Annotated in this window: 28 protein-coding genes and 1 pseudogene; 13 read left to right on the forward strand and 16 right to left on the reverse strand. The window is 73.4% G+C overall.

All coding sequences use genetic code 11. The annotated features are described in order from the left end of the window. Positions 1-9: 9 nt before the first annotated feature. Positions 10-846 carry a hypothetical protein gene (locus L6241_RS14355; RefSeq protein WP_368246818.1) on the reverse strand — a complete coding sequence of 279 codons (837 nt, stop codon included), beginning with the start codon at positions 844-846 and terminating at the stop codon, positions 10-12. Positions 847-937: 91 nt separating this feature from the next. Here L6241_RS14355 and L6241_RS14360 point away from each other — a divergent pair, with 91 nt between their 5' ends. Genes L6241_RS14360 through L6241_RS14385 form a run of 6 tightly spaced genes read left to right on the forward strand, consistent with a single transcriptional unit; the run spans position 938 to position 5,230 of the window. Then, positions 938-1,663 (forward strand): hypothetical protein, encoded by a 726-nt coding sequence (locus L6241_RS14360; RefSeq protein ID WP_368246819.1) that lies wholly within the window; start codon positions 938-940, stop codon positions 1,661-1,663. After that, on the forward strand, positions 1,660-2,385 hold the full coding sequence (locus tag L6241_RS14365) for a hypothetical protein (RefSeq protein WP_368246820.1): 726 nt from the start codon (positions 1,660-1,662) through the stop codon (positions 2,383-2,385). The genes L6241_RS14360 and L6241_RS14365 overlap by 4 nt, the downstream gene beginning before the upstream one ends. Beyond that, positions 2,385-3,107, forward strand: coding sequence for a hypothetical protein (locus tag L6241_RS14370; RefSeq protein WP_368246821.1), 723 nt, complete (start codon positions 2,385-2,387; stop codon positions 3,105-3,107). The genes L6241_RS14365 and L6241_RS14370 overlap by 1 nt, the downstream gene beginning before the upstream one ends. 1 nt (position 3,108) lies before the next feature. Beyond that, positions 3,109-3,810 carry a hypothetical protein gene (locus tag L6241_RS14375; RefSeq protein WP_368246822.1) on the forward strand — a complete coding sequence of 234 codons (702 nt, stop codon included), beginning with the start codon at positions 3,109-3,111 and terminating at the stop codon, positions 3,808-3,810. Beyond that, positions 3,807-4,544 carry a hypothetical protein gene (locus L6241_RS14380; protein WP_368246823.1) on the forward strand — a complete coding sequence of 246 codons (738 nt, stop codon included), beginning with the start codon at positions 3,807-3,809 and terminating at the stop codon, positions 4,542-4,544. Before L6241_RS14375 ends, L6241_RS14380 begins: the two co-directional genes overlap by 4 nt. Continuing rightward, entirely contained in the window at positions 4,541-5,230 is a 690-nt protein-coding gene (locus tag L6241_RS14385; protein WP_368246824.1) for a hypothetical protein, read from the forward strand. Before L6241_RS14380 ends, L6241_RS14385 begins: the two co-directional genes overlap by 4 nt. A gap of 29 nt (positions 5,231-5,259) precedes the next feature. Here the strand turns inward: L6241_RS14385 and L6241_RS14390 are convergent, their stop codons facing one another. From L6241_RS14390 to L6241_RS14410, 5 genes are all read right to left on the reverse strand, one after another. Further along, positions 5,260-6,204 carry an N-acetylglucosamine-6-phosphate deacetylase gene (locus L6241_RS14390; protein ID WP_368246825.1) on the reverse strand — a complete coding sequence of 315 codons (945 nt, stop codon included), beginning with the start codon at positions 6,202-6,204 and terminating at the stop codon, positions 5,260-5,262. Beyond that, positions 6,201-7,037, reverse strand: a complete 837-nt coding sequence (locus L6241_RS14395; protein WP_368246826.1) for a carbohydrate ABC transporter permease — start codon at positions 7,035-7,037, stop codon at positions 6,201-6,203. Before L6241_RS14395 ends, L6241_RS14390 begins: the two co-directional genes overlap by 4 nt. Next, the gene (locus L6241_RS14400) at positions 7,034-7,951 is read right to left on the reverse strand and encodes a carbohydrate ABC transporter permease (protein ID WP_123092560.1); all 918 of its coding nucleotides are present in this window, start codon (positions 7,949-7,951) and stop codon (positions 7,034-7,036) included. Before L6241_RS14400 ends, L6241_RS14395 begins: the two co-directional genes overlap by 4 nt. After that, positions 7,948-9,207 carry an extracellular solute-binding protein gene (locus L6241_RS14405; RefSeq protein WP_224766997.1) on the reverse strand — a complete coding sequence of 420 codons (1,260 nt, stop codon included), beginning with the start codon at positions 9,205-9,207 and terminating at the stop codon, positions 7,948-7,950. The genes L6241_RS14400 and L6241_RS14405 overlap by 4 nt, the downstream gene beginning before the upstream one ends. A gap of 180 nt (positions 9,208-9,387) precedes the next feature. Then, complete coding sequence (locus L6241_RS14410) at positions 9,388-10,266, reverse strand: DeoR/GlpR family DNA-binding transcription regulator (protein WP_368246827.1); 879 nt, start codon at positions 10,264-10,266, stop codon at positions 9,388-9,390. 112 nt (positions 10,267-10,378) lie between these two features. Between L6241_RS14410 and L6241_RS14415 the strand changes: the two genes are divergently transcribed. Then, a complete protein-coding gene (locus L6241_RS14415) occupies positions 10,379-11,284 on the forward strand; it encodes an SIS domain-containing protein (protein WP_251720541.1) in 906 nt (301 codons plus the stop codon). Between the two features lie 8 nt (positions 11,285-11,292). Continuing rightward, positions 11,293-12,129 carry a class II fructose-bisphosphate aldolase gene (locus tag L6241_RS14420; protein ID WP_368246828.1) on the forward strand — a complete coding sequence of 279 codons (837 nt, stop codon included), beginning with the start codon at positions 11,293-11,295 and terminating at the stop codon, positions 12,127-12,129. A gap of 163 nt (positions 12,130-12,292) precedes the next feature. On the opposite strand, the gene L6241_RS14425 is transcribed toward L6241_RS14420, so the two are convergent. From L6241_RS14425 to L6241_RS14445, 5 genes are all read right to left on the reverse strand, one after another. Next, positions 12,293-13,240 carry a 1-phosphofructokinase family hexose kinase gene (locus tag L6241_RS14425; protein WP_368246829.1) on the reverse strand — a complete coding sequence of 316 codons (948 nt, stop codon included), beginning with the start codon at positions 13,238-13,240 and terminating at the stop codon, positions 12,293-12,295. Further along, positions 13,237-14,157, reverse strand: a complete 921-nt coding sequence (locus tag L6241_RS14430; protein WP_368246830.1) for an ROK family protein — start codon at positions 14,155-14,157, stop codon at positions 13,237-13,239. The genes L6241_RS14425 and L6241_RS14430 overlap by 4 nt, the downstream gene beginning before the upstream one ends. A gap of 19 nt (positions 14,158-14,176) precedes the next feature. Next, positions 14,177-15,622 (reverse strand): FAD-dependent oxidoreductase, encoded by a 1,446-nt coding sequence (locus L6241_RS14435; protein WP_368246831.1) that lies wholly within the window; start codon positions 15,620-15,622, stop codon positions 14,177-14,179. A gap of 80 nt (positions 15,623-15,702) precedes the next feature. Beyond that, positions 15,703-16,128, reverse strand: coding sequence for a hypothetical protein (locus L6241_RS14440; protein WP_368246832.1), 426 nt, complete (start codon positions 16,126-16,128; stop codon positions 15,703-15,705). 10 nt (positions 16,129-16,138) lie between these two features. After that, entirely contained in the window at positions 16,139-17,188 is a 1,050-nt protein-coding gene (locus tag L6241_RS14445; protein WP_368246833.1) for a lysostaphin resistance A-like protein, read from the reverse strand. A 78-nt stretch (positions 17,189-17,266) separates the two neighbouring features. Between L6241_RS14445 and L6241_RS14450 the strand changes: the two genes are divergently transcribed. Next, positions 17,267-18,181, forward strand: a complete 915-nt coding sequence (locus L6241_RS14450; protein ID WP_251720547.1) for a transglutaminase family protein — start codon at positions 17,267-17,269, stop codon at positions 18,179-18,181. Positions 18,182-18,269: 88 nt separating this feature from the next. On the opposite strand, the pseudogene L6241_RS14455 reads toward L6241_RS14450, so the two are convergent. Beyond that, positions 18,270-18,566, reverse strand: a pseudogene (locus L6241_RS14455) (DUF1275 family protein); the annotation flags it as partial. Between the two features lie 361 nt (positions 18,567-18,927). On the opposite strand from L6241_RS14455, the gene L6241_RS14460 reads away from it, so the two are divergent. The 3 genes from L6241_RS14460 to L6241_RS14470 are packed head-to-tail and all read left to right on the forward strand — an operon-like array spanning position 18,928 to position 23,605. Beyond that, the gene (locus tag L6241_RS14460) at positions 18,928-19,356 is read left to right on the forward strand and encodes an SRPBCC family protein (RefSeq protein ID WP_368246834.1); all 429 of its coding nucleotides are present in this window, start codon (positions 18,928-18,930) and stop codon (positions 19,354-19,356) included. Continuing rightward, positions 19,353-22,649, forward strand: a complete 3,297-nt coding sequence (locus L6241_RS14465; protein WP_368246835.1) for a DUF1365 family protein — start codon at positions 19,353-19,355, stop codon at positions 22,647-22,649. The genes L6241_RS14460 and L6241_RS14465 overlap by 4 nt, the downstream gene beginning before the upstream one ends. Beyond that, positions 22,646-23,605, forward strand: coding sequence for an SDR family NAD(P)-dependent oxidoreductase (locus tag L6241_RS14470; protein WP_368246836.1), 960 nt, complete (start codon positions 22,646-22,648; stop codon positions 23,603-23,605). Before L6241_RS14465 ends, L6241_RS14470 begins: the two co-directional genes overlap by 4 nt. A 4-nt stretch (positions 23,606-23,609) precedes the next feature. On the opposite strand, the gene L6241_RS14475 is transcribed toward L6241_RS14470, so the two are convergent. Both L6241_RS14475 and L6241_RS14480 read right to left on the reverse strand, forming a co-directional pair. Next, the gene (locus L6241_RS14475) at positions 23,610-24,512 is read right to left on the reverse strand and encodes a hypothetical protein (protein ID WP_123092607.1); all 903 of its coding nucleotides are present in this window, start codon (positions 24,510-24,512) and stop codon (positions 23,610-23,612) included. Positions 24,513-24,630: 118 nt separating this feature from the next. Beyond that, entirely contained in the window at positions 24,631-25,506 is an 876-nt protein-coding gene (locus L6241_RS14480; protein WP_368246837.1) for a MerR family transcriptional regulator, read from the reverse strand. A 163-nt stretch (positions 25,507-25,669) separates the two neighbouring features. Between L6241_RS14480 and L6241_RS14485 the strand changes: the two genes are divergently transcribed. Further along, a complete protein-coding gene (locus L6241_RS14485; RefSeq protein ID WP_368246838.1) occupies positions 25,670-26,473 on the forward strand; it encodes an acyl-CoA thioesterase in 804 nt (267 codons plus the stop codon). A gap of 22 nt (positions 26,474-26,495) precedes the next feature. On the opposite strand, the gene L6241_RS14490 is transcribed toward L6241_RS14485, so the two are convergent. Together L6241_RS14490 and L6241_RS14495 are read right to left on the reverse strand one after the other, a co-directional pair. Continuing rightward, a complete protein-coding gene (locus L6241_RS14490; protein ID WP_191564811.1) occupies positions 26,496-26,780 on the reverse strand; it encodes a Rho termination factor N-terminal domain-containing protein in 285 nt (94 codons plus the stop codon). A 50-nt stretch (positions 26,781-26,830) separates the two neighbouring features. Next, the coding region (locus tag L6241_RS14495; RefSeq protein ID WP_368246839.1) for an integrase core domain-containing protein at positions 26,831-26,941 on the reverse strand (111 nt) is incomplete at its 5' end.

Genomic DNA, 26,941 nt, shown 5'->3' on the forward strand with positions numbered 1-26,941 from the left:
GGGCGGGAGCTAGTGGCGGCCGGGGGCGGCGAAGAGGGCGGCAGCGGCAGCGCCGGCCCTCGCGTCACGGATGTCGGACCCCACGGCGTCCACCTGGGCGGCGGTGGCCTTGCTGCCAGCGCGCACGAGCGCGCGGGCGGCAGACTTCGCGGTAGCCGGGCGGTCGGCGACGCCGGTGTTGGCCATGAGGACCATCTCGTCGACGAGCTGGCGCTCGGTGCGCAGCACGAAGTTGAGCGAGGTGATGCCGCTCGCGCGCTCGGAGGCCCCCGCGACCTGACGCCACCGGCCGTCCTCGAACCCGCAGACGTAGTGGACCGCGGTCGCGGGGTCGATCGGCTGCAGCCCGACGGCCCACCACGACGGGGCACCGGCGAGCATCGCGGCGCGGGCCTCGCGCTCCTCCGCCGCGGGCCGCACCCGCTCCGGCTGCGCCGAGCCGACCATCACCGCCCGCCCGTCGGCGAAGCGGGTGAGGAAGCCCCACTGCCCGAACATGTCCTCGTAGAGCCAGTCGCCGTCGTCAGCCGACGGGCCCCCGTCGGAGGAGAACTCGCCACCGACCCACACCGCGGCGTAGGCGGCCCAGCGGCCGGCGAGGTCGTCGAGCGCCGGCAGGTCCACCCGCTCGAGCCGGCCCGAGGCCGACCCGGTGATCGCCGAGGAGCTCGACGAGCTCGGCGTCGTACTGCTCGAGGACGCCGGCCCAGGGCCCGACGGCGTGGGGGTGGACGCGCTGCCGGAGCGCTCCAGCGGCTCCGGCTCGCCCGCGCACGCGGCGAGCGGCGCGAGCGCGCCGGCGAGCAGGAGGGAGCGTCGGTCCCACGTCGTGGTGCGCTCGCGCATGCCGGCTCGTCCCCCTTCGTCGTCTCGTCCTCCCCGCAGGATAGGCACGCGCTCGGCCCCCGTCGCCCGGAGCCACGTATCGTGGGCCGCGATGAGCGCAACGGCACGGGGTCTCGTGCGGGCAGGGGTGAGCGCGGCAGCCGTCCTGTCCGTACCCGCCTGCATGCCCGGGGGCGGCTCGTCGTCGAGCTCGACGAGCGCGGCACCGCCGCCCGCGACCTCCTCCGCCGCCGATGTCCAGCCCGAGATCACCAAGCCCGAGCAGCGCGAGCTCACCCCCGCCCAGGTGCGCAAGGCCCTGCCGCCGGCGAAGGAGATCGGCGACGGGTGGGTCGACAACCGCGTCGTGCCCGCCACGATCTCCTACGACCCGACGAGCTGCGGCGACCTCTTCCTCCAGGGCGAGCAGGCCAAGGCCTTCGCGAAGGAGCACCGCGTCGCCGAGGCCAAGCACGACTACGTCACCGACGGGACCGACGCCGACTACCTCGCCGTCTTCGTCTACTCCTTCGACGAGCCGGTGCCCGTCTCGCTGCTCACCGTCGCCGGCGACGCGATGGGCCGCTGCTCGACCTACGACCTCGTCTACAGCGACGGCCAGACCCAGAGCCAGGAGACCCGCGGGCTGCAGGTGCCCGCCATCGGCGACCGCAGCATGGGGCTGGCCACCGTGAGCGGCAGCGGCTCGACGCTCAACCGGGTCACCGTGCTCTCCGGCCACAGCTATGTCGTCGTCAACTACGTCGGCGACCGATCCGACCCCGGCCCGCTCCTGCGGGACGTCGCCCGGACCACCCTGAAGAGGATGTCGTCATGAGGACACCCGTCGTCGCGGCCACCGCCGCCCTGCTCCTGCTCACGACCGCCTGCGGCGGCGAGGACTCCCCCACCCCGGAGCCGACGAGCTCGACGCCCACCCTGTCCTCGCTCGACGACGAGCAGGTCCAGCGCTACCTGCCCGGCGAGGGGCAGATGCCACCCAGCTGGGGTCAGTACGAGGGTGAGGGCGCTGGTGACGGCGAGCAGGCGACCTACCCCAAGACGTGCAGCGATCTGCTGATCTCCGGCCGCGCGGGTGAGGACCTCGCCGAGGGTCGTACCGGCTCGGCACGGCGCACCTACATCCCGGCCAACGCGAAGGGCAGCGCCGTCGGGGTGAAGATCACCAGCTACGAGCAGAGCGTGCCCGACGGTGTCTTCGAGGCCATGGGCGCGGCGCTCGACGAGTGCGGCGAGTACCAGCAGATCAACAAGGAGGGCACCACCACCTACCTGTCCGAGGCGACGACCGGGCCGTCCTACGGCGACCGGACCTTCCGTTTCCGCACGCGGGAGAAGGGTGGCGACACGGTCTTCGAGCGGCTCGTCTTCAGCGTCGACGGTGCGCTCGTGCAGGTGCTCGAGATGCACACCGAGGGAGACGAGGTGAAGACGACGGGTCTGGAGATGGCCGCCGAGGCCACCGAGTCCAACCTGCGCGACGGCCCGCGCGAGGCGAGCGGCTCGCAGGAGTCCTCGAGCGTCTCGCCGGGCTTCTGATGAGCTGTCGCGCCTCTCTGGCACTGGGCACCGCCGCGCTCGTCCTCGCGGCGAGCGGGTGCGTGGGCCCCTTCGCCCCCGAGCCCGAGGCGCCGAGCACGACTCAGGACCCCGGCGGCCGTCAGCTCGACGAGGCTGCGGCCGAGCTCGCGCTGCCCATCGTCGGCGACCTGCCGCCCGAGATCACCATCGACAGCCGACCCGCCTTCGAGGTGGCCGAGCAGCGCACCGAGCCCGACGGGTGCCTCGACGCCAACTTCGCCGGCCCGGCGCGCAAGGCCCTCGACGAGCGCGAGGTCGTCGACGTGACCCGCTCCTACACCCACGCGACGAAGTTCGGCTCCGCGAGCGTGACAATCCGCAGCTACGACACCGGGGTGCCCGGCTCGCTCTTCACCGCGGCCGGCAGCGCCGTCGGGCGGTGCTCGCCGATGAAGCGCTTCTCGACCTTCGAGGGCGACGACGAGGAGGAGGTCGTCGACACCGTGACGATCGAGGGCCTCGGGGTGCCCCAGGTCGGCGAGCGCACGTACTCGACCCGCTTCTCCATCACCGACAGCACCGAGGCGCCGAGCAAGGGCGGGGTCGCGGACTACCTCGCCTTCAAGCGCGGCCACACCCTCGTCACCGTCGTCTACTACGTCGCACCCTCCTCGGAGCGGGTCGACGGGCTGACGAGCACCCTCGCCGGCATCGTCGACCGCAACCTCACGCAGGGCTGACATGTCTCGTCGAGCGCTCGTGGTCACCGCCGCCGCCCTCGTGGCGGCGGGGTGCTCCCCCTTCGCCTCCGACGACCCGACGAGCGCGCCGACCACCTCCGCCGCGTCCTCGAGCACCCCGCAGGACCGCCTGCACCAGGTGTACTCGCGCGGCGAGCTCGAGGCCGCCCGGCCCGCCCCGGAGGACCTCGGGCAGGGGTGGGGGCCGCGCGGGGACGCGACGATCGGCGAGATCGACGACGTCGAGAACGTCGACCCTCCCGAGTGCGCCGCGATGATCCTGCGCGGACCCGCGTGGCGGGAGGCGCAGGGCTCTGTCGCCGGACGGACGAGCGAGAACTACACGAAGGGGGACGAGCTCGCCTTCGTCGAGCTGCGCAGCTTCGAGCAGCCCTTCCCCTCGGGTCCCTTCGACGAGGCCGGCGCCGCGCTCGGGCGCTGCGCGACGTGGACCTACGACGGCGCCGACTACGAGACGACGCCGCTGACGATGGAGACCTTCGGCGACCGGTCCTTCGCCGTGCGCCACCACATCACCGGCGTCTCCGGCCGGCCCGACTCCTACATCGACACCCTGCGCTTCTCCGTCGGTCACACCTACGTCGTCGTCGCGGCGTCCTCGACCGACCCGAGCACGCCCGACACCGAGGCGCTGCGCCAGGGCGCCCGCTCGATCCTCACCTCGCTCGAGGAGACGTCATGACCACCCGAGCCGTGCGCGGCACCGCCGCGATCGCCGTCGCCTCGTTCCTGCTCGCCGGGTGCGGGTCCCTCCCCTTCGTCGGTGGCGGCGAGGACTCACCCTCGCCGACGACGACCCCGCCCCGGCAGGTCGAGCCCTACGTCCTCGACGACGAGCAGGCGGCGCGGACGATCCCCGAGCCGCTGCCCGGGTGGGACCGCAGCCAGGTCGACGACACCCCGACGCGGTGGCGCAAGACCGACCCGGCCGAGTGCATCGACGTCCTCCTGCTCGGGCAGCCCCGCCGCGACGCGAAGGCGATGCAGAGCGGGCGCGCCGAGGCGGGGGCGACGACGGGGTCCGGCGAGTCGCTGCGCGTCCTCGGCATCACCGTCGAGAGCCACGAGCAGCCGCTCGACCCGGCGCTGCTCGACCGGGCGGAGCAGGCGCTGCCGCAGTGCTCGGCCTTCGCCTTCTACGGCGAGCAGGCCGGTGCCCAGCTCGACGAGAGGATCTCGGCCGAGCCGCTGGAGGTCGAGCCGGTCGGCCAGCAGTCCCTGGGGATCCGCAAGAGCCTGCAGTCCAGCGCCGCCGGCGGCGAGCAGAAGACGTACTACCTCGACACGCTCGCGGTGCGCGACGGCAACACCCTCGTCGTCGTCACGCTCACCCACACCGACCCCGGCACCGACCTGTCGCCGCTGCGCACGACGGCCCAGGAGGTCATCGCCGCGGTGCCCGAGGCGGCCCGGTGACCCACCGCTCGCGCGTGGCCGTCGCCGCGCTGGTGCTCGTCGCGCTCGCCGGGTGCTCCGGCCAGGACGAGCCCGTCGCGGCGCCGTCGACGACCCCCGCCCCGACGTCGAGCACGAGCAGCGCGACGACCGAGCTCTCCCCCCAGCAGCGCGAGCTCACCGCCCAGCAGGTGCGCGTCGTGCTGCCGCAGGTGCAGGACCTGCCCGGCAGCTGGCGCGAGGTCGACGTGCGCGACACGAGCCGGCTCACCGCCGAGCCGCCGGAGTGCCGCGACCTCTACCTGCGGGGCGAGGCGGCTCAAGGGCTGCGGGACGACCACCTGGGCGTCGCGAGCGCGGCCGCCTTCACCCGTGGTGAGCGTCGGCTCGAGGTCTCGCTGCTCACCTTCGACGAGGTCGTCCCGCAGACGGTGCTCGAGCAGGCCGGACAGGTCGTCGGCCCGTGCAGCACGCACACGGTCGACCTCGGCGACGGACCGTCGGACGTGGCGGTCAGCGGTCTGCCGGTCGACGAGGTCGGCGACCAGTCCCTCGGGCTGACGACGACCACCGGCGGACGACCCGAGCAGCGCCTCCTCGTGCGCTCGGGCCACACCCTGCTCGTCGTCGTGCACCGCGGTGACGTCGACGACCCGGGCGCGCTGCTCCACGACGTCGCGCAGGGGATGCTCGACCGGGTGGGCTGAGCCCGCGCTGCGACCGGTCGGGCGGCGGCTCAGAGGCGCAGCGCGGCCGCGGGGGTGCGGGTCGCGCTCGTGCGCGCGTCCTGCTCGTCGACCCCGGCGACGTCGACCGCCCAGCGCACGCAGCGCTCGAGGGTCGAGGTGCTGCCCGCGATCGACCCCTCCCCCTCCTCGACGACGAGACGCGCGACGCCGTCGCGCACCCGCACCGGCAGCGTGCCGAGGAGGTGGTCGCCGTCGCCCAGACCCGTCGCCGACATCGCGTCGCTGACGAGCACGACCCGGTCCGGCCCGAGGGTCTCGAAGACCATCCGCACGACCTCGGGCGCGACGTGCACGCCGTCGGCGATGACCTCGACGAGGCACTCGCCGGCGGCCGCCGCGGACATCGCGGCGGCCACCGGTCCGCCGGAGCGGTGGTGGAAGGCCGGCATGCCGTTGAAGAGGTGGGTGACCAGGCCGGGAGCGCCGAGCGTGTCGGCGACGAGCCCGAGCGCCGCGCGCACCTGCGCGGCGGGAGCGTCGGTGTGACCGACCGCCGGCACGACGCCGTGCTCGACGAGGGTGCGGACGAAGGGGGCGAGCCCCCCGCTCGTGCGCTCGGGGGCGAAGGTCCAGTGCTTGATCCCGCCGGGGGCGCCGGCGTCTGCGGCGACCCCGACGAGCCGCTCGACGAGCGCCGGGTCGGCGTCGCGGAGCACGTGCGGGTCGTGCGCCCCGCGGCGCACGGTTGACAGGAAGGGGCCCTCGCAGTGGATCCCGCGGATCGCCGAGCTGCGGGGATCCCCCTTCGTCATCGCCGCGGCGACGACCCCCACCTGGCGGGCCATCTCGTCGGGCGTGCCCGAGACGAGGCTCGCGACGACCCCACCGCCGTGGTGCGCGGCGGCGGCGAGGGTGCCCTCCACGGTGCCGCCGAAGGGCTCCCCGACGGCGCCGTGGACATGGATGTCGAGCACGTCGTCGTGCGGGCTCACTTCACGCTGCCGGCGGTGAGGCCGCCGACGAGGTGCCGCTCGATGATCGCGAAGAGGATGACGACCGGGACGACGGCGATGACCGAGGCCGCGAAGAGCTGGTCCCAGTTCTGCTCGTAGCCGGTGATGTAGGAGCGCATGCCGACCGTCAGCGGCTTCTTGTCGTCGTCGATCATCAGGGTGAGCGCCACGACGTACTCGTTCCACGCGGCGATGAAGGTGAAGATCGTCGCCGTCACCAGGCCCGGGCGGGTGAGCGGGAGCATGACGCGCCACAGCACCTGCATGCGGGTCGCGCCGTCGAGCAGCGCCGCCTCCTCGACCTCGGTCGGGATCGAGGAGAAGAAGCCGTGGAGGATCCACACGGCGAAGGCGAGGTTGAAGCCGGCGTTGGTGAGGATGAGCGCGCCGTAGGTGTTGACCATGTTGAGCTCGAAGAACTGGCGGTAGAGGCCGACGACGAGCGCGGTCGGGCTGAACATCTGGGTGACGAGCACGACGACGAGGAAGATCATCCGCCCGCGGAAGCGGTAGCGGGCCGTCATGTACGCCGCGGGCACCGCGACGAGGACGACGAGGACCGTCGAGCCGATCGCGACGACCAGGCTGGTCTGCAGCCACGCCCGGAAGCGCTCGTCGCCGAGGACCTGGGCGTAGGTGTCCCACTGCCACACCCGCGGCAGGAAGCTCGGCGGGGTCGTCTTGACGTCGCGGCTCGTGCGCAAGGAGTCGAGCACCATGACGACGTAGGGCAGGAGGAAGACGATCGCGACCGCGGCGCCCGCGAGGGTGAGCGGGAGACGACGGCGCGGCGTGGTGGCCTGGACTCTCATCGGGTCTCCTCCTTCCAGCTGACGACCTTCATGTAGATCGCGATGACGACGAGGATGAGGATGACGTTGAAGATGCCCGCGGCCGCGGACATGCCCACGTCCTTCTCCTGGCTCTTGAAGGCGAGCTTGTACATGAAGGTGATCGTCGTGTCGTGCGCGTACCCGGGGTTGCGGTCGTTGAGCGTGTAGACGATCGGGAAGCTGTTGAAGACGTAGATGACGTTGAGGACGCTCGCGACGAGCAGCGCCGGCTTGAGCAGCGGCAGGGTGACATGGCGGTAGCGCTGCCACGGGCTCGCGCCGTCGACGGTCGCTGCCTCCATGACGTCGTCCGGGATCGCGTTGAGGCCCGCGATGAAGACGAAGATCGTGAAGGGGAGCGAGACGAAGACGCCGACGACGATCATCGACGCGAGCGTGAGCCGGTCGTCGCCGAGGAAGTCGATCGAGGTGTCGATGATCCCCACCGAGCGCAGCAGGTGGTTGATCATCCCGTAGTTGTAGTCGTAGAGCAGGACGAAGAGCTGGCTGGTGATGACGAGCGAGGCCGCCCACGGCACGATGACGGCCCACCGCACGAAGCGGCGCCCGGGGAAGTCCTTGACGAGCAGCTGCGCGAGCGCCAGCGAGATGACGATCGTCAGCGCGACAACGACGACGACCCAGACGAGGGTGTTCTTGAGCACCACGCCGAGGGCCGGGTGGTCGAGGACCTTCGTGTAGTTGCTCCACCCGGCGTCACCGGTGCGCAGACCGGTGATCGAGTACTCGCCGCGGCTGGCGCTCACGAGCATGATCGCCGGGAAGAGCACGATGCCGAGGATCAGCGCCGTCGCCGGCGCCAGCCAGAGCCAGGCCTGCGCCGAGCTGACCTGACCGACCTGCCGGCGACGGCGCCGTCCTCGGGTGGTCACTGCTGGGACTCGGCGGTCTTCTGGAGCTCGTCGAGCACGGCCTTCGGGTCGCCGTCGGCGGACACGGCGCCGCCGAGGTTCTGCTGGACCGCGAGCTTGACCTTGTCCCACGTCGGGTCGTCGGTCGGGGTGAGCTGCGCGTTGGGCAGGGTGTCGAGGTAGACCTTGAGGTCCTCGTCGTCGGCGAACTCCTCGACGCCGGACTTGGTCACGGGCAGGAAGCCCTCCTTCTCGATGAAGGTGTTGACCTGGTCGGGCTGGTAGTACAGCTCGTAGAACTTCTTCACCGCGTCCTCGTTGCCGTCCTTCTTGAAGGCCATGAGGTAGTCGGTGACGCCGAAGGTCTTCGAGTCCGTGCCGTCGTTGCTCGGGAAGGGCGCGGCCTCGTAGTCGACCTTGTCCTCCTCGTCGAGCTGGGCGGCGAGCGGGCTGAAGCCGACGACCATGCCGGCCTTGCCGGAGGCGAAGAGGTCGAAGGCGTCCGCGCGGTTGGTCTTGCCGGGGTTGTTCTGGGTGACCTTGTCGTCGGTCATCTTCTTGAGGAAGCTCAGCGTCTCGACGTTCTTGTCGGAGTTGATCGTCCAGCCGGAGTCGTCCTTCCACGTGCCGCCGTTGTTGAACAGCCACATGGAGAACTCGCCCTGGCTCTCCTCCGGGCCGAGCGGCAGGGCGTAGCCCGCGGTGCCGTCACCCAGGGCGGAGACCTTCTTCGCGTCCTCGGCGAGCTCGTCCCACGTCTTCGGCGGGGCGTCGATGCCGGCCTTGTCGAAGAGGTCCTTGTTGTAGAAGAGCGCGCGGGCGCTGGAGAGGTCCGGGAAGCCGTAGAACTTGTCCTCGTAGGTCCCGTACTTGACGAAGGTGTCGAGGATGTCGCCCTGGACCTCGTCGCTGAGCACCTCGTCGGCGCTGTAGAGCAGGTCGTCCTTCGCGTAGCTCGCGTAGGCGTTGAGGTTGAGGATGTCGGGCGCCTGGTTGTTCTGGATCATCGTCGAGGACTGCTGGTCGATGTTGTCCCAGCTGATGATCTGGACCTCGAGGTCGTAGCCGGTCTCGTCCTTGTACTTCTTGGCGAAGTCGTCCCAGAACGCCTTCGTGTTGTCCTTCGAGTACTCGGCCGCGACGAGCTTGATCGACGTCGCCTTCTCGCCGTCCCCGCCGCCGCCGTCGGCGCTCCCCGCACCGGTGCCGCCGCCGCAGGCGGCCAGTCCGAGCGTGCCGGCGGTCAGCGCCGCCAGGACCAGTGACTTCTTCGTCATGACTCTCCCTTGTCGACGGCGGCCGACGTGCCGGACCCGCCCTCAGGTGAGAGGCTGCGGGCGGCAGAGCGGGCGTGGTGCTCGCCTCGCCGGTCGCGCTATGGGGGACAACCTAGGCCTGGCATGCACTCTGCGCAAGGACGTTCGTGCGTGCTCGTGTCACGAAACGCGCACGGTCAATCACACGATGTGGACCTGCACCCCGACCGCCGTCATCGCCTGCAGCTGCTTCTCCGCGACCGCGGCACCCTCACCCTCCGGGCGGGTCGTCACGAGGTGGGTGATCTGAGCGGCGCCGCAGATCGACGCGAAGCCGCGCGTGCCGAGCTTGGCGGCGGTGGTGACGACGACGACCTCGCCGGCCCGGGCGATCATGCCGCGGATGAGGGCGGCCTCGTCCTCGAGGTCGCAGGTCGCCCCCTCGCGCACGGTGAGACCGGTGACCCCGACGACGGCCGTGTCGAGCCACAGCTGCTCGAGCGCCTGCATCGCGATCGGCCCGGTCGTCTCGAAGGACTCCGGCCGGGCCACCCCGCCCAGGCTCACGCACCGCACGTGCTGGCGGAGCACCGCCTCGGCGGCGATGTTGAGGGCGTTGGTGACGATGCTCAGGCCCGGGGCGGCGAGCAGCTCCTCGCGCGCCGTGAGGGCGCGGGCGACCGCGGTCGTCGTCGTGCCGCCGTTGAGGCCGACGACCTGGCCGGGCCGCACGAGCTCGGCGACCTTCGCCCCGATCCGGGCGAGGGACTCGTCGCCCTGGCTGGAGCGGTAGCGGTAGGGCAGCTCGTAGGCGATCGAGGCGGCGACGACGCCGCCGTGCTGGCGGGTGACGAGCTGGCGTCGGGCGAGCTCGGCGAAGTCGCGGCGCACCGTCGCCTCGCTCACCCCGAGCCGCTCGGCGGTCTCGCTCACCCCGAGGCGGCCGGTCGTCGCGAGCAGGTCGAGCATCGCCGACCAGCGCCCCGAGCGGGTGGCCGGCGGCGTGGCCGAGGGCGCGTCGGGCAGGGCGGTGCCGGCGCCGGGGCCCGGACGGTGGCGCGGCACTGCGTCGTCTGCCATGGTCAGATGGTAGCGGCAGTGGACGTGCGCGCTTGTGCGCGGTTAGGCTGATAACTGCGCATCAGCGATCAGCACGGTGGATCGCGCCGACCGACGCCTCAGGAGCTGCACCATGACCGATCCCCGTACCCATCTGGCCCGCGAGGTCGAGGGGCAGCCGCAGGACTGGGAGCGGACCGCCGCTCGGCTGCCGGAGGTGGCCGACCTCCTCCCCCGCCCGGGCGAGCACGTCGCGACGATCGGGTGCGGCACGTCGTGGTTCATGGGCCAGGCCTACGCCGCCCGGCGCGAGGAGCTCGGGCAGGGCCTCACCGACGCGTGGGCGGCCAGCGAGCACCGTCTCGACCGCGGGTACGACCGGGTCGTCGTCATCTGCCGCTCGGGCACGACAACCGAGGTGGCCGAGGTCGTCGAGCAGCTGCGCGCCGCCGGCACCCCCCACGTCAGCCTCGTCGCGACGCCGGGCACGCCCGTCTTCGAGCGCTCGGAGTCGACGATCTCGATGGCCGACGTCGACGAGCAGTCCGTCGTGCAGACCCGCTTCGCCACCTCGACCCTCGCCCTGCTGCGCGCGAGCCTCGGCGACGACCTCTCCCGCGCCGTCTCCGACGCCCGCGGGGTGCTCGCCCAGGACGTCACCGACCTCGGCCCGCTGCTCACCGCCGAGCAGGTGACCTTCCTCGGGCAGGGCTGGACGGTCGGTCTGGCCCACGAGGCCGCCCTGAAGCTGCGCGAGTCCGCGCAGTTCTGGGCCGAGTCCTACCCGGCCATGGAGTACCGCCACGGCCCGATCAGCATCGCGACGGACGGGCGCGCCGTCTGGGGCATCGGCGACCTGCCGCAGGGCCTGGCCGAGCAGGTCGCGGCGACCGGTGCCCACGTCGAGCACCGTGACCTCGACCCGATGGCCGAGCTCGTGCGCGTGCACCGGCTCTGCATGGCGCGCGCCGAGGCCCTGGGCGTCGACCCCGACCAGCCGCGCCACCTCACCCGCTCGATCGTCCTCGACGCGAGCTGACCACCGCGATGGGTGCCGTCGACCTCGCCTCCGTCCTGCGCCCGGCCCGCGAGGGCGGGACCGGTGTCGCGGCCTTCAACGTCATCCAGCTCGAGCACGCCGAGGCGTACGCGACGGCCGCCGAGGCTGCGGGCCTGCCGGTCGTCATGCAGATCAGCGAGAACTGCGTGCGCTACCACGGGTCGTTGCGCCCGCTGGCGCTCGCGACCCTCGCGATCGCCCAGGACTGCGCCCAGCCCGTCGTCGTCCACCTCGACCACGCCGTCTCCGTCGAGCTCGTCCGTGAGGCGCTCGACCTCGGCATCACCTCGGTGATGTACGACGGCTCGACCCTGCCCGACGAGGCCAACCGCGAGACCACCCGCCAGGTGGCCGGCTGGTGCGCGGCGGCGGGTGCCAGCCTCGAGGCCGAGCTCGGCGAGGTCGGCGGCAAGGACGGCGTGCACGCCCCGGGGGCGCGCACCGACCCCGCCGATGCCGCCCGCTTCGTCGAGGACACCGGCGTCGACGCCCTCGCCGTGGCGGTCGGCAGCTCGCACGCGATGACCGAGCGCACCGCCCGTCTCGACGAGGACCTCGTGGCCGCGATCGCCGCCCAGGTGCCCGTGCCGCTCGTCCTGCACGGCTCGAGCGGGGTCCCTGACGACGGTCTCGTCGGCGCGGTCCGGGCGGGGATGACGAAGATCAACATCGCGACGCACCTCAACTCCGTCTTCACGCAGGCGATGTCGGCACGTCTCGCCGAGCGCCCGACCGTCGACACCCGCGCCTACCTCGGCGCCGGCCGCGACGCGGTGGCCGCCGAGGCCGAGCGCCTCCTGCGCCTCCTCGCCCTGCGCCCCTGACCCTCCCCCTGCGCCCCTGACCCTCCCCCTTCGCCGAACCCCGCTCGCAGTCCGCGAGCCCCGGTCCTCGCCGGCCCGCGAAGAGCGGTCCCCACGGACAAGGAGCGGTGCTCAGCGGGAAGGGTGGCAGGTCGAGGGGCGAGGGGAGCGACGCGCGAGCCCCTCAGAGGCGCGTGATCTCGACCTGTGTCTCGAGACGGGCGACGTCGGCGGGGTCGACCTCGCCGGCGACCGGGCGCAGCACGGCGGCGGCGGACCAGGTGACGCCGGCACGCAGCGCCCGCTCCCAGTCCGGCTCCCGCGGGCCGAGGTGCGCGGCGAGCGCGGCGGTGAGCGCGTCGCCCGCGCCGGTGGGGTTGCCCCGGACCGGCTCGGGCAGACGGGCGGACCAGCTGGCGACACCGTCCCCGTCGCGGACCGCGAGGACGAGGCCCCGTGCGCCGTCGGAGACGACCGCGCACCACGCGCCGAGGTCGAGCAGGGCGGCCGCGCACGCCGCCGCGTCGAGCGCGTCGTCGCCGAGGCTCTCGCGCGCCTCGGAGAGGTTGGGCTTGGCGAGCAGCCGCCAGCCCTCCCTCCGCGCGGTCTCCAGCGCCACCAGCAGGTCCTCGCCCCGGGCGTCGGCGACGAGCGCGCAGCCCGCGGCGGCGCCGGTCCGCAGCAGCCGGGTGACGACCCCGTCGGGCGACCCGGGCGCGACGGACCCCGAGACGACGAGTGCGTCGGACCCGTCGCACGCCCGCGCGAGCGCCTCGACGAGCGCGTCCCACGTCTGCGACGGCGGCGCCTCGCCCTCCTCGTTGAGCACCGTCGCCTCGCCGTCGGCGTCGACGGCGGCGATCGACCGTCGTGTCGGCACCGGGCTGGGGACGAGCACGGCGGGCACCCCACGACGGGCGAGATCGGCCTCGAAGGTCGCGGCGCTCTCCGGACCGACCGCGAGGATGGCGGTCGCGGGCACGCCCAGCGCCGAGGCGACCGCGGCGACGTTGACCCCCTTGCCCCCTGCGCGGGCGGTGACCCGGGTGAGGCGGTGGCTCTCGCCGACAACGACCCGACCGACGTGGCCGGTGACGTCGAGCGCGGGGTTGGGCGTGACGGTGACGATCATGGGGCGCTCCTCACGAGGTCGGCGGCCAGGCACGCGGCACCGAGCGCCCCGGCGCGGTCACCCAGGGCGGCGGGGGCGACCTCGAGGTCGGTCCGCCCGGGCAGGCGGGCGGCGAGCGCGGAGCGAAGGGGGTCGAGCAGCAGGTCACCGGAGAGCACGAGACCGCCACCGACGAGCAGCAGACGGGTGCCTGCCGCGGAGATCACGGGCGCGAGCACGAGCGCGAGGTCATCGACGGCCTGCTGCCAGATCTGCACCGCAGCCGGGTCGCCCTGAGCGACCGCACCGGCGAGGTGCTCGGCATCGCGCTCCTCACCGCTCGCCGCGCTCCACGCACGGCCGAGGGCCGCCGCGCTCGCGACGGCCTCGAGGCAGCCCGCCGCCCCGCAGCCGCACACGGGCCCGCCCGGGCGCACGACGACGTGACCGACCTCGCCGGTCCACGACGACCCGGCGACGACCTGACCGCCCGTCATCTGGGCCGCGGCGATGCCGGTGCCCAGGGGGAGGAAGACGACGTCGTCCACACCGCGCGCGGCCCCCAGGCGGTGCTCCGCGAGCAGGCCAGCGCGCACGTCGTGGCCGCTCGTCACCGGTACGTCGAGGTGCTCGGCGAGCAGCTGGGTGAGGGGCAGGTCGCTCCAGCCGAGGTTCGCCGACCACCGGGCGATGCCGACGACCTCCTCGACCAGGCCCGGCACGACGACCGCGAGCGCGCCCGCGGGCACCCCGGCCTCGTCCTCGAGGTCGCGGCGCAGACCGGCGGCGACGCGGCCGAGCTCGGGACCCGGACGGCTCGGCGTGGGGACGACCTTGGCGGCGAGCACCTCGCCCTCGCCGTCGACGAGCACGGACTTGATGCGGGTGCCGCCGACGTCGACCCCGACGACGGCGCTGCGGTCGATGGGGTCGGTCACGCGCTCATCGTAGGTGTGCTCAGCGGACCCCGTACCTCGTGCGGAGGTAGGCCACGCGGTCGGCGTTGCCGGCCAGGTAGTCGCGCAGCGGACGGGATCGCTCGAGGTAGTTGACGTACCCGCCGGAGGAGCGCGACCCCAGGGCCGAGTGGGCCGCGTCGACGACATCGGCGGCCGCCGACCACGCCGTCGCGGAGCTCGACGACAGCCCGAGGTACCACTGCACCGTCGCCCTGTGGGCGCGCCACGGGAAGGCGGTGTCGTCGCGCTCGAGGTCCTGCACCCGGCCGTCGAGCGGGTCGAGGATCGCCGCTCCCGTGCCGCCGCTACGTGCCCGCCGAGCCATCACCCCGACGACGGCCTCGGCCGTGCCCGTCGTCATCACCCGCAGCACGTCCGACCCGGCGTAGAAGCTCTCGCGCGCCGAGGTCGTCCCGCCCCCGAGCAGCCGCACCCCGTCGAGGTAGTCGGTGCTGCGCGTCGACCGCGACGTCGGCGAGACCCCGACGGCGCGCACGAGCGCCTCGGCCTGGGCCGCTTCCTGACCCGCGGCGCACACCCCGACGACCCGGACGCGGACCCCCTTCGAGCCCATCGCCTCGACGTGGGCGCTCCCCCAGACCGACCGGGGCGCCGCGGCCTGCCACCGGGACCACCCGGTGAGGACGCGCACCGCGGCCGAGGTGGGGAAGGTGAGGAAGAAGAAGCCGGTGCGCCGGGTCGCGTGGGTCCGGTAGCGCCACACCGTGACGACGCCCAGGCCGGTCCCGCCGCCGCGCAGCGCCCAGAACAGGGAGCTGCCGTTCGTCGCGTCGACCCGGTGCACCGACCCGTCGCGGGTGACCACCGTGGCACCGACGACGGCGTCGCTCGTCAGGCCGTGCGCGCGCGAGTCGACGCCCAGCCCGCCGCCGAGGGTCAGCCCCCCGGCGCCGACGGTGGGGCAGCTGCCCGTGGGGATCGAGCGACCGCGGGCGGCGAGCGCGGACTTCACCGGGTAGAGGGTCGCCCCTCCCCCGACGCTCGCCGTCGTGCCCGACAGCGACACCGAGTCGAGCGCGCGCAGGTCGAGGACCATGGCGTCGGTGCGGGTCGACGCGCCGACGTAGGAGTGGCCGCCGCCCCGGACGACCGCGCGCACGCCGCGGCTGCGGGCGAAGTCGACGGCCTCGCTGACGTCGGCGGTGCTGCGCACCCGCACGACCGCTGCCGGGCTCACGCCGTCCCACCGGGGGTTGAAGAGCCTGCGGGCGCTCGAGTACGCGCTGTCGCCCGGGGTGAGGACGTCGCCGCTGATCGCCCGGTCGAGGGCCTCCCAGTCGGCGGCGGTGGTGCGCGTGGTGGGACGCACGAAGGGGGCGGCGACCGCCCCGGTCGTCGCGAGGGTCGAGGTCGCTGCGAGCGCCCCGGCCAGGACCGTCCGGCGGGTGGGAGCGGCGCCGGTGCCGCGCTGCTGCTGGCTCATGCCCCCTCAGACGCCGCAGCACGCGGGTCGGTTGTGCCGATGCGCCGGGCGGTCTCGCCGCCGGCGCGACCGCGCGAGGCTCAGCCCTGATCGGGCAGCCAGGCGATCTCGCCGTGCGCGTAGACGACCTCGCCGGCGGCGCAGACCCATACGTCGACCCAGCCGCCCTCGTCCTCGTCGGGGACCCATGTGGCCTGCTCGTCGGCGAGCACGGCGCGGATCTCCGCTGCGCCGAACCACCGCGGCGGGCACCCGCCGTGGCCCCCGCACCCGCAGCCCTCGTGGACGAGCCGTGCGCCCTCCACGAGGAGGCGGCGCGCGTCGTCGGCCGTGACGTCGTCGCGCACCTTCCGCAGCGGCGCCCCCTCGGGGTCGAAGAGCTCGCCGGCCTGGTTGTACGTGCCGGGGCGCACCGCGTGCCTCCCGGTCGTCGAGACCTCCTGCTCGCTCCACGTGGGCTGGCGGACCATCTCGGCGAAGGTCGGCCGGTCGTGGCGACGGCTCATGACCTGGCCCTCAGCGCCAGGCCGGCTGCGGCGGCGCCACCGGGGCCGGCGCGCTCGGGCGCGGCACGACGGTGCGCTGCACGCCGAGGCGTCGGGCGAGCAGGAGCAGCGCGGTCGTCGCGACGGCGACGGCGACCCACGACACCAGCGTCGCGGTCCACGTGCTCGTCGTGCTCGTGTCGATGAAGCTCGCGGCGAGGTCGCCGAAGAGGATCGCATAGCCGATGGCGAAGAGGTTGTTCACCGCGTGGAGCACGACGGCGGCCTCGAGACCACCGGTGCGCCAGGTGAGGATGACCATGCCCGTCGCCATGCCCATGAGGTCGAGGAGCACCCACACGTCGAGCGAGCCGTGCGCGAGGGCGAAGAGTGCCGAGGAGACGAGGACCGACGCGACGAGGGCGGCCCAGCGGTGGCGGAAGGCCGCACCCATCTGCTGCATGATCCACCCGCGGAAGAGGTACTCCTCGCCCGCGCTCTGCAGCGGCGTCGTGAGGAGCATGAGGACGAGCAGGAGGACCCAGTGCTCGGGCCGCTGCGCGGCGTCGCCGAGCCCGCCGCCGGCCGCGCTCGTCGGCAGCACGGCGCTGACGAGGACGACGTACCCGCCCCACAGCGGCACGAGGAGCAGGGCGCACCAGCCGGCCCAGCCCCACCGGAAGCGACCGACGACCGAGGAGAGGAAGCCCGGGCGCACCCGGTGCACGAGCCAGGTCGTCAGGCCGGCGAGCGGGATCAGCGCGGCGAGCATGAGGTTCTGCGTCGCGAAGACGAAGGGGTCGTCCATCCGCAGCATCGCGCTCTCGTCGGCGAGGACGGCGTCGAGGTCGCCCCCGGAGATGACGACGAGCCCGATGACGAGGACGATCCCGAAGCCGATGGTGATCGCGAGGAAGCCGGCGAGCACGGTGAGCAGCGCGACGACCGGCCGCCACCACGACTGCCCCGGGCCGGTGAGCGCGAGGTGGTACTCGGCGCCGTCGGCGAGCACCGGGGGGGCCGGGGCGGGCGGGGTCCACTGCGGTACGGGCTGCATCTGCGGGTAGGCCTGCTGCGTCATGCCCCTGATCCTCCCCCGCCGACCTGGGCGTGGGCATCAGACCAGGGGATGGGTCGGCCCGACCCTAGGGTGGAGGCCGTGACGACCCGCGCCGCCCTGCACCACCGCACGACGTACCGCTTCGCCGAGCCGGTCCACCTCTTCCCCCACGCGATCCGCCTGCGCCCCGCGCCGCACGCACGCACCCCGGTCTCGGGCTACGAGCTGCGGGTCGAGCCGGCCGAGCACGTCCTGCGGTGGCACCAGGACCCCTTCGGCGGGTGGGTCGGCCAGGTCGTCTTCACCGCCCCCGCCGACGAGCTCGAGGTCACGGTCGACCTCGTCGCCGACCTCACGCCGGTCAACCCCTTCGACTTCTTCGTCGAGGACTACGCGAGCACCGCCCCCTTCGCCTACCCGGCCGACCTCCACGACGACCTCGGGGCCTACCTGCGGCCCGTCGACGACGGGCCGCGAGGGTCGGGCCTGTCGCAGGAGTCGACCGCATGGGTCGAGTCGACGATCGCCGGGGCGATCGGGGGCGAAGGGGGTGAGCTGCCCGTCGTCGAGCTGCTCGTCCGCCTCAACCGCGCGGTGCGCGCGCACGTCGCCTACTCGACCCGGATGGAGCCCGGGACGCAGGCACCGCACGAGACGCTGGAGCGCGCCGTGGGCTCTTGCCGCGACTCGTCGTGGCTGCTCGTCGCGGTGCTCCGACATGCCGGCCTGGCCGCGCGCTTCGCCTCGGGCTACCTCCTGCAGCTCCAGACCCCCGGCGAGGACGGCCCGTCGCGCGACAGCGCCGAGCTGCACGCATGGGCCGAGGCCTACGTGCCCGGCGCGGGCTGGGTCGGGCTCGACCCGACCTCGGGGCTGCTCGCCGCCGAGGGGCACATCCCGCTCTCGTGCACGCCGCGCCCGAGCAGCGCAGCGCCGATCAGCGGGACGACGACCCCCGCGGAGGTCGACTTCTCCTACGAGACGACGCTCACCCGGCTCGACGACGCGGGCTGAGCACCGGGGTCAGCGCGACGGCGGTGACGGCTCGCAGCCCCGGCGTCTGAGCGTCCGGCCCACTCGACGACGCGGTCGACGTGGCGGCTCATCGGTGCACCAGCGCCCGGCGCAGGAGGACGACGAGGAGCACCGAGCCGACGGTGCCGACGAGCAGGACCGGCGCGAGCATCGGCACGCTCGCGAGGAGGCCGGCTATCGCTGCGGCTCCGACGACGAGCCCGAGGAGGATGAGCGCCGAGTGCCGGACCGCGCGCACGCCGTGCCCGGGGACGAGCCGGATGACGACGGTCGTCAGCGTGCCGGTGAGATAGGTCGTCGAGAGACCGAAGACGCCGAAGCGCTGGATCGCGATCGACTGCAGGCCGAGCGCGGCCGCCGGGGCGGCGAGCGCCCCAAACCCGGGCCCCCGGGGTCGGGTGGATGCGGACGACGGTCAGGCCGTCGTCGCGCCGTCCTGCCGCCGATGATGGCCGGTCTGGACGATCGCGGCCGTCGTCCTCGGTGGCCGGCGGCGTGCCGCCTCCCCCTTCGCGCACTGGGCAAGATCGACCAAACCGGGCCGTCCATGGCTCCGAACCGGAGGTATGCAGGTCGACACGGGCATCTCCCGACGTGATCCGTCAGGTGGGGGTACCTTCCTGCTCGACGGAGCGTCATTGCACCCGGGTCGACAGGTTGGACACGGCATGGACACGACCGACCGTCAGTTGGTCCTCTGTCCGTCGATCGAAGGGAGCATCCCCATGCCTCGTGCACATCGCGAGATCCACACCGACACCCCGCCCCACCGGGTGCACGCGTACCTGGCCGACTTCACCAACGCCACCGAGTGGGACCACGGCACCGTGTCGTGCGAGCTCGTCGAGGGGGACGGGAGCCCCGGCTCGGTCTACCGCAACGTCTCCCGCTTCGGCGGCCGCGAGGTCGAGGTGATGTACACCCTCGAGAGGGCCGACTTCCCGCACGTCGAGCTCACCGGGCGCAACGGCTCGACGACCCTGCACGACCGCATCGACGTGCGCGAGCACGGCGCGGGCAGCACGGTCGTCTACGACGCCGAGCTCACCTTGTCGGGCCCGCTGAAGATCGCGACCCCGGTGATGTCCGCCCTCTTCGGCCGTCTCGCCGACCAGACCGAGCGCACCCTCTCCGACGCGGCGGGCTCCCTGTGAGCGCACGCCGCCGCGTCGCGGTCGTCGGCAGCGGGGTCTCCGGACTCGTGGCCGCCCACGTCCTGTCGCGCACGGACTCCGTCATCCTCTACGAGGCCGACGACCGTCTCGGCGGTCACGCCCACACCCAGGACGTCGAGGTCGACGGCCGCGTCGTGCCGGTCGACACCGGCTTCATCGTCCACAACGACCGCACCTACCCGACGCTCCTGCGCCTCTTCGACGAGCTCGGCGTCGAGGCGCAGCAGTCCGACATGAGCATGTCGGTGCGGGCCGACTCCGACGGCGTCGAGTACGCCGGCGGCCAGGGTGCGAGCGGCATCATCCCCTCCGCGCGGATGCTCGCCCGACCGCGCTACCTGCGGATGCTCGCCGAGATCCCCCGCTTCCACGCGGCCGCCCGCGAGCTCCTCGACGCACCGGAGGACGGCGGCACCGGCCCGAGCCTGGGCGAGTTCGTCGCGGCGCAGGGCTTCTCGGCCGACCTGCGGCGCTGGTTCCTCACCCCGCTCGTCGCCGCCGTGTGGTCCTGCGACCCGGCCGACGCCGAGGCCTACCCGGCGCGCTCCCTCTTCACCTTCCTCTCCCACCACGGGATGCTCGGCGTCCTCGGCAGCCCCGCCTGGCGCACCGTCTCCGGCGGCTCGCGCACCTACGTCGAGCGCGTCGCGGCGCGGCTCGACGAGGTCCACCTCTCCAGCCCGGTCGCCTCCGTGCGCGAGGGCGGGGACGGGGTGACGATCACCCTCGCCGACGGCCGCACCGACCACGTCGACGCCGTCGTCGTGGCGACCCACGCGCCGGCCGCGCTGTCGCTCCTCGCCGAGCCGACCGACGCCCAGCGCGAGGTCCTCGGCGCGATCCCCTACTCGCGCAACCTCGCCCAGCTGCACACCGACGAGTCGGTGCTGCCCCGCACCCCGCGGGCGCGGGCGTCCTGGAACTACCTCGTCCCGGACTCCGAGCGCCCCGGCGAGGTCGTCGTCACCTACGACCTCACCCGGCTGCAGCGCCTGCGCACCGGCGACACGCGGCTGCTGTGCACCCTCGGCGGCGCCGACCTCGTCGACCCCGACAAGGTCATCGCGACGATGGACTACGAGCACCCGCTCTACACCGCCGCATCGGTCGACGCGCAGCAGCGGCTGGGCACCATCGGCACCGACCGGGTGGTCTTCGCCGGCGCGTACCACGGGTGGGGCTTCCACGAGGACGGTGCGCTGTCCGGCCTACGGGCCGCCGAGCGTCTCGGCGCCACGTGGGACGAGACGCCGCGGACGGAGCCTGCGCCGGCGAACCCGGTGCTCCCGCTGATCTACCGCACGAAGGTCGAGCACTCGCGGCGCTCCCCCCTTCGCCATCGCTTCTCGACCCGCTCCTACTCGTGGCTCGTCGACCTCGACCACCTGCCCGACCACGGGGCGCTCGCCCGCTTCGAGGCCCGTGACCACATCGGTGACCCCGAGCGCTCGATCCGCGACAACGTCGACCACCTCCTCGCCGAGCACGGCATCGACCTCGAGGGCGGGCAGGTGCTCATGCTGACGAGCGCCCGGGTCCTCGGCTACGTCTTCAACCCCATCACCGTCTACTGGTGCTACCGCCCGGACCGCGAGCTGGCGTGCGTCGTCGTCGAGGTGCACAACACCTACGGCGACCGCCACGCCTACGTCGTCCACCCCGACGAGCGCGGTGACGCCACGGTCGACAAGGAGCTCTACGTGTCTCCCTTCAACAACGTCTCGGGCACCTACCGGCTCCACGTCCCCGAGCCCGGCGACGAGGTGCACGTCGCCGTGCGCCTCGACCGCGACGACGAGGCCCCCTTCGTCGCCACGATGCGCGGCCGCGGCACGCCCGCGACGCTGGCCACCGTGCGCCGCATCGCCCGGCGCCAGCCCGCCGAGCCGCTCGCCGTGGCGGCCCGGATCCGCCAGCAGGGCATCGCGCTGTGGGCCCGCCGCCTGCCGGTCCAGCAGCGCCCGGAGCACCCGGCGCAGCCCGGCGTCCTCGGACGCGGCGGGGTCGACCCCGTGCGCTGGCCCGACGTCGCCACGGTGCCGACCGGCCCCCGCGCGGCGGTCGCGGCCCGCGTCACCACCGGCCTCATCCGCTCGGTCGCCCGCTCACTCGACGTGCGGGTCGCGCTGCCCGACGGCACCGTGCTCGGCGGCAAGGCCGGGCGCACCGACCTGCCGCTGCTCCAGGTGCGCCGTCTCGACGACCTCGCCCGCCGGGTGGGGACCCACGGGCTCATCGGCTTCGGGGAGGCCTACATGGCCGGCGACTGGGAGGCCGACGACCTCACGGCCGTGCTCACCGCCTTCGCCGAGCGCGTCGAGGACATCGTCCCGGCGAGCTGGCAGCGGCTGCGGGCCGCCCACGTCGCCCGCCACCCGAGCGCCGAGGTCAACAGCGTCGAGAACACGCAGTCGAACATCTCGCGCCACTACGACCTGTCCAACGACCTCTTCGCCTCCTTCCTCGACCCGTCGATGGCGTACTCGTCGGCCCTCTTCACGACCGCGGACCCGGGCGAGGCCGACCTCGCCGACGCCCAGGCGGCGAAGTTCGACCGGCTGCTCGACGAGGCCCGCGTCGGCCCGGGCACCCAGCTGCTCGAGATCGGCACCGGCTGGGGCGAGCTGGCCCTGCGGGCGGCTCGCCGTGGCGCCCACGTGACGACGGTAACCTTGTCGACCGAGCAGGCCGACCTCGCCACCCGTCGGGTCGCCGAGGCCGGGCTGTCCGACCAGGTCGAGATCCTCGTGCGCGACTACCGCCTCGTCGAGGGCACCTACGACGCCGTCGTCTCGGTGGAGATGATCGAGGCGGTCGGCCTGGACTACCTCGGCGAGTACTTCGCGACGATCGAGCGCGTGCTGCGCCCCGGCGGTCGCGCCGCGATCCAGGCGATCACCATGCCCGACCACCGCATGCTCGCGACGCGAGACACGTACACGTGGGTGCACAAGTACATCTTCCCGGGCGGGCTCATCCCCTCGCTCGAGGCGATGGACCGCGCGATGGCCCCGTCGGGCCTGCGGGTCGCCCAGGACCTCGCGATGGGCCCGTCGTACGCGCAGACCCTGCGGATGTGGGACGACCGCTTCGAGCGGGCATGGCCGTCGCTCGACCTCGGCCTTGACGAGACCTTCCGTCGGATGTGGCACTTCTACCTGTGCTACAGCCGCGCGGGGTTCGAGGCGAGCTATCTCGACGTGCACCAGCTGAGCATCGAGCGCGTCGACCAGCGCGTCTCGACCGACGACCTCCAGGAGGCCAGCGCATGACGCACCCCGTCTCGGCAGCGATCGACTCGGCCCTCGACCTCTCGGTCGTGGGCGGGTACACCCGCCTGGGCCTCGCGGCCCGTCGGCGGCTGCCGGGGTGGCCGCCGGACAGCCCGTCCGGCGCGCTCGTCGGGACGCACGTCGTCGTCACCGGAGCCTCGTCGGGCCTGGGCGAGGCGTGCGTGCAGATGCTCCACGACCTCGGCGCGCACGTGCATCTCGTCGTCCGCGACGAGGCGAAGGGGGAGGACGTCGCCCGCGGCGTCGACGCCGGGCTCGCCCGGCTGACGACCTGGCGGTGCGACCTCTCCGACCTCGACGACGTCCGCGACCTCGCCGGGCGGCTGCTCGAGGCGGGGGTCGCGCTGCGCGGGCTCGTGCACAACGCGGGGGCCCTGCCCCCCGAGCGCACCGAGAGCGAGCAGGGGCACGAGCAGACGATGGCGCTGCACGTGCTCGGGCCCGTGCTGCTCACCGAGCTGCTGCTGCCGGCGCTCACCGACGACGCGCGCGTCGTCCTCGTGACGTCGGGCGGCATGTACACCCAGGACCTGCCCGTCGACGACCCGGAGTACCTGCAGGGCGAGTACGCAGGGGCCACGGCCTACGCGCGCTCCAAGCGCACCCAGGTCGAGATCCTCGGCGCGCTGCAGGAGCGGTGGGGCGCCCACGGCGTCGCGGTCTACGCGACCCACCCGGGCTGGGCGTCGACGCCGGGCATCACCGCCTCGCTGCCCCGCTTCGAGCGGGTGACGCGCCCGGTGCTGCGCTCGGCGCAGGAGGGGGCCGACACGAGCGTGTGGCTCGTCGCGACCCGACCCCGGCGGGTCGGCGGCGGCCTGTGGCACGACCGGCGCCCGCGGCCGACGGCCTACCTCGGCCGACATGCCACGACCCCGGCCGACCGAGCCCGGATGTGGGACTGGGTCGCCGGGGCCGCAGGGCTGGCGCAGTAGCGGGTCAGACCGGCTGGGCGACCTGCCCGCCGGTGATGACGCGGTAGACGTACGCCGTGCTGATGCTGAAGATCGGCACGGTGACGAAGAGCGCGATGCCGCAGGTGCACACCGAGGCGATGACGAGCAGGACGAGCAGCAGGACCCAGAGGAAGATCGGGCCGGCGTTGTCCTTGACGAGCCGGAAGCTGCCGGAGAGCGCGTCGCCCACCCCGGCGCCGCTGTCGACGACCCGCGAGCTGGCGAAGAGCAGGAAGAAGCCGACGACGAAGCCCGGCAGGATGCAGAAGAGGAAGCCCACCGAGGTCAGCAGGCTGACGACGATGCCGGTGAGGATGCCGATCCCGACGTTGTAGCCGCTGAACATCCGCCCGAGCTCGGCCTTGCGCCCGTCGAGGACGTCGAAGGACATCCGCAGCATGCCCAGCGAGATGATCGAGGCGATGATGCTGCCGACCATGCTGAAGAGGATGCCGAAGGGCTGCAGGCTCCACGCGGCATTCGCGCCGTTCCCGCTCGCGTCGAGGTCGAAGCCGCCGTCGAGGTAGGTGCCGAGGACGTTGAAGAGGCCCGTGAGCACGAGGGTCAGCAGCGTGACGAGCAGGTAGGGCACGGGGTTGCGGGTGAAGGCGGCCCAGCCGTACTTGATCGCCTCGACCGGCTCGAGCTGGCTCGTGCGGTAGCCGCCGGTGGGCGGCGGGGCGGACATGTACCCGCCCGGGCCGCTCGGGGGGCCGTAGCCCCCGCCACCGGGCCCACCGGGGTAGGGGCTGGGGCTGCCGTAGCCCGGGCCTGCGGGGCCGCCGTAGCCGGGGCCCGACGGGGGCCCGCTCGGCGGGCCGTAGCCGGGGCCGGTGCTGCCAGAGGGGTCGTGCGGAGGGGTGCCGGGGGGCGGAGGGGTCGTCATGGCCGTCAGCCAACCATCCGGCATGCCCGAGGGGCCAGGCGACGAGCCGTGCCGGCCCAGGATCCGGGCGGGGAGGACTCCCCGTCGGGGCGTGCCAGGGGCCTGCGCCGAGGGGCCGTCAGGCCGAGCGCGAGGGCTCGACGACGAGCGCGTCGAGGTGCAGGACGGCCTGCACGGGGTCCGAGGGCAGGAGGGTCGCGCCGATGCTCGTGGCGAGCTGCTCGGACGCGCCCGAGCCGCCGATCGCGACCTGGGTCGAGCCGGACAGCCGACGCACGAGCGGGGTGAGGGGCTCGAAGACCTCGCGCCGGGTACCGCCGAGCACGACCGCGTCGGCCCGGACCCGGGTGGCGACGGTGTCGATCGCGGCGAGCGGGGTGTCGGCGCCGAGGAAGCGCACCGACCAGCCCCGGCGGGAGAGCACGACGGCGGTCATGAGCGCCGCGATGTCGTGGCGCTCGCCGGGCGGGCAGGCGACGATGCCGACGCGCCGACCGGCCGAGGCGAGGTCGAGACCGAGGGCTCCGACGTGCTTGCGGATCGTGTGGCTCGCGAAGTGCTCGTGCGCCACGGAGACCTGACCCGTCTCCCACTGGTGCCCGAGGACGACGAGGTAGGGCAGGAAGACGTCGACGATGGCGGCCTCGACCCCGAGCAGGTGGGTCGCGCGGCGCACGGCGGCGACGACGGCGACCTGGTCGAGGGCGCAGACCGCGTCGTCGATGTCCTTGGCCAGCTCTTCGTTCGTCGGGACGGGGGCCCCGGGCTCGAAGGCCGACCGGGCCTGCTTGACGGCGGCCGCGAGCCCGATGCCCTGCTCCTTGAGCGCGATGACGTCGCGGGCGAGGCGTTCGTCGGTGGGCGTGTACAGGCGGTACCCGCCAGGGGTCCGATCGGGGGTGAAGAGCTTGAAGCGGCGCTCCCACACGCGCAGGACATCAGGGGACAGACCCGTCCTGCGGGCCAGCTCTCCGATGCGAATTCCTTGAGTCACACGACCAGTGTAGGAAGGTTGGCAAGCCCATCCCTGGACAGAGGTTTGTCACGTCGGTGCAGGTCAGGGGACCGTGGACGGTTTTGCTCCTGGATCTTCGCGGATCTGCCTGTCCACCCCCTCGTCGAGTGGCAGACCTGCGCCGGATGGCAGGATCTGCCGCATGACGCACGCGAGTGATCTGCAGTCGATGCTCGACGCCGCGAGGGCCGGTTCCGGTCGCCTCGCGGCGGGCTGGGGGCAGGGTCGGGCGACCTACGGCGGGGTCGTCGCCGGGGTGATGCTCGCAGCCCTGCGCGGCCGTCTCGAGGGGGCCTCGCAGGGGCTCCCCCTTCGGTCGATGACCGTCTCCTTCGTCGCCCCCGCGACGGCCGGCCCCGCCGACCTCGACGTCAGCGTCCTGCGCGCCGGCTCGAGCGTGACCCAGGGGCAGGTGACGATGCGCCAGGACGGCGCGGTCGTCGCCGTCCTGCTCGCGAGCCTCGGAGCGGAGCGGGCCTCGACGGTCTCCGTCGCCCCCTCCGCCGCCTACCCCGTCCTGCCATCGCCGGACGAGACGACCGCGCTGCCCCACGTCCCGGGGGTGACCCCGGACTTCTTCGCCCACGTCGACCTGCGCCTGGCCGACGGCGGAATGCCGTACACGACGGCGTCGACCTCTCACATGCTCGGCTGGATGCGCTTCCGCGAGCCGACCCCGACCTTCGGCGAGGAGCACTTCGTCTCGCTCGTCGACGCGTGGCCGCCGGCCGTCATCCAGATGCTCGCGCAGCCGCGCCCGGCGAGCAGCCTCACGTGGACCCTCGAGCTCGTCGAGGACGTCACCGCCGAGCCCGACGCCTACTGGGCCTACGAGGTGCGCACCGACCACGCCGGGCACGGCTACGGGCACACCCACGCGCACGTGTGGCGGCCCGACGGCACGCTCGTCGCCATCAGCCGGCAGACGGTGACCGTCTTCGGCTGAGGCGCTCGGGCCACCCCGGCGCTCAGTGGTTGCGCAGCGCGTCGATGAGCTCGTCCTTCGTCATCGACGAGCGACCCTCGATGTCGAGCTCACGGGCGCGCTCCATGAGCTCGTCCTTCGTGCGCTCGTCGTAGTCCTCGCCGTGACCGCCCTTGCGCCCGACCTGCGAGCGGGAGCTGTTGGCCGCGGCGTTGGCGATCCGGGCTGCCTTCTCCTTGCTCGCGCCGTCGTCGCGCAGGGCCTCGTAGACCTCCGGGTCCTTCACGGACGGGCCGGGGTCGCCCTTCGCGCTCGAGTCCTTGGCCATGGGGTTCCTCCTTCGTCACGGGTCCTCCCGACGCTAGCTGTACTCGGCCGTCAGGTTGTTGACAGTCGACTGGTCGGGGCGAGGCCGCCGAGTGCGGTGTGGCGGCGTTCAGTGTTGTAGTGCTCGAGCCAGGGTGCAAGGGCGTCTGCTCGTTGCTGGTT

The sequence above is a fragment of the Janibacter sp. Y6 genome, assembly GCF_040900765.1.
Lineage (GTDB): Bacteria > Actinomycetota > Actinomycetes > Actinomycetales > Dermatophilaceae > Marihabitans > Marihabitans melonis.

What these genes read in the sequence shown, in the direction of transcription:
- L6241_RS14355 (WP_368246818.1), bottom strand. Translation starts at nt 846, where the DNA reads ATGCGCGAGCGCACCACGACGTGGGACCGACGCTCCCTCCTGCTCGCC.
- L6241_RS14360 (WP_368246819.1), top strand. Translation starts at nt 938, where the DNA reads ATGAGCGCAACGGCACGGGGTCTCGTGCGGGCAGGGGTGAGCGCGGCA.
- L6241_RS14365 (WP_368246820.1), top strand. Translation starts at nt 1,660, where the DNA reads ATGAGGACACCCGTCGTCGCGGCCACCGCCGCCCTGCTCCTGCTCACG.
- L6241_RS14370 (WP_368246821.1), top strand. Translation starts at nt 2,385, where the DNA reads ATGAGCTGTCGCGCCTCTCTGGCACTGGGCACCGCCGCGCTCGTCCTC.
- L6241_RS14375 (WP_368246822.1), top strand. Translation starts at nt 3,109, where the DNA reads ATGTCTCGTCGAGCGCTCGTGGTCACCGCCGCCGCCCTCGTGGCGGCG.
- L6241_RS14380 (WP_368246823.1), top strand. Translation starts at nt 3,807, where the DNA reads ATGACCACCCGAGCCGTGCGCGGCACCGCCGCGATCGCCGTCGCCTCG.
- L6241_RS14395 (WP_368246826.1), bottom strand. Translation starts at nt 7,037, where the DNA reads ATGAGAGTCCAGGCCACCACGCCGCGCCGTCGTCTCCCGCTCACCCTC.
- L6241_RS14405 (WP_224766997.1), bottom strand. Translation starts at nt 9,207, where the DNA reads ATGACGAAGAAGTCACTGGTCCTGGCGGCGCTGACCGCCGGCACGCTC.
- L6241_RS14410 (WP_368246827.1), bottom strand. Translation starts at nt 10,266, where the DNA reads ATGGCAGACGACGCAGTGCCGCGCCACCGTCCGGGCCCCGGCGCCGGC.
- L6241_RS14415 (WP_251720541.1), top strand. Translation starts at nt 10,379, where the DNA reads ATGACCGATCCCCGTACCCATCTGGCCCGCGAGGTCGAGGGGCAGCCG.
- L6241_RS14420 (WP_368246828.1), top strand. Translation starts at nt 11,293, where the DNA reads ATGGGTGCCGTCGACCTCGCCTCCGTCCTGCGCCCGGCCCGCGAGGGC.
- L6241_RS14425 (WP_368246829.1), bottom strand. Translation starts at nt 13,240, where the DNA reads ATGATCGTCACCGTCACGCCCAACCCCGCGCTCGACGTCACCGGCCAC.
- L6241_RS14435 (WP_368246831.1), bottom strand. Translation starts at nt 15,622, where the DNA reads ATGAGCCAGCAGCAGCGCGGCACCGGCGCCGCTCCCACCCGCCGGACG.
- L6241_RS14440 (WP_368246832.1), bottom strand. Translation starts at nt 16,128, where the DNA reads ATGAGCCGTCGCCACGACCGGCCGACCTTCGCCGAGATGGTCCGCCAG.
- L6241_RS14445 (WP_368246833.1), bottom strand. Translation starts at nt 17,188, where the DNA reads ATGACGCAGCAGGCCTACCCGCAGATGCAGCCCGTACCGCAGTGGACC.
- L6241_RS14460 (WP_368246834.1), top strand. Translation starts at nt 18,928, where the DNA reads ATGCCTCGTGCACATCGCGAGATCCACACCGACACCCCGCCCCACCGG.
- L6241_RS14470 (WP_368246836.1), top strand. Translation starts at nt 22,646, where the DNA reads ATGACGCACCCCGTCTCGGCAGCGATCGACTCGGCCCTCGACCTCTCG.
- L6241_RS14475 (WP_123092607.1), bottom strand. Translation starts at nt 24,512, where the DNA reads ATGACGACCCCTCCGCCCCCCGGCACCCCTCCGCACGACCCCTCTGGC.
- L6241_RS14485 (WP_368246838.1), top strand. Translation starts at nt 25,670, where the DNA reads ATGACGCACGCGAGTGATCTGCAGTCGATGCTCGACGCCGCGAGGGCC.
- L6241_RS14490 (WP_191564811.1), bottom strand. Translation starts at nt 26,780, where the DNA reads ATGGCCAAGGACTCGAGCGCGAAGGGCGACCCCGGCCCGTCCGTGAAG.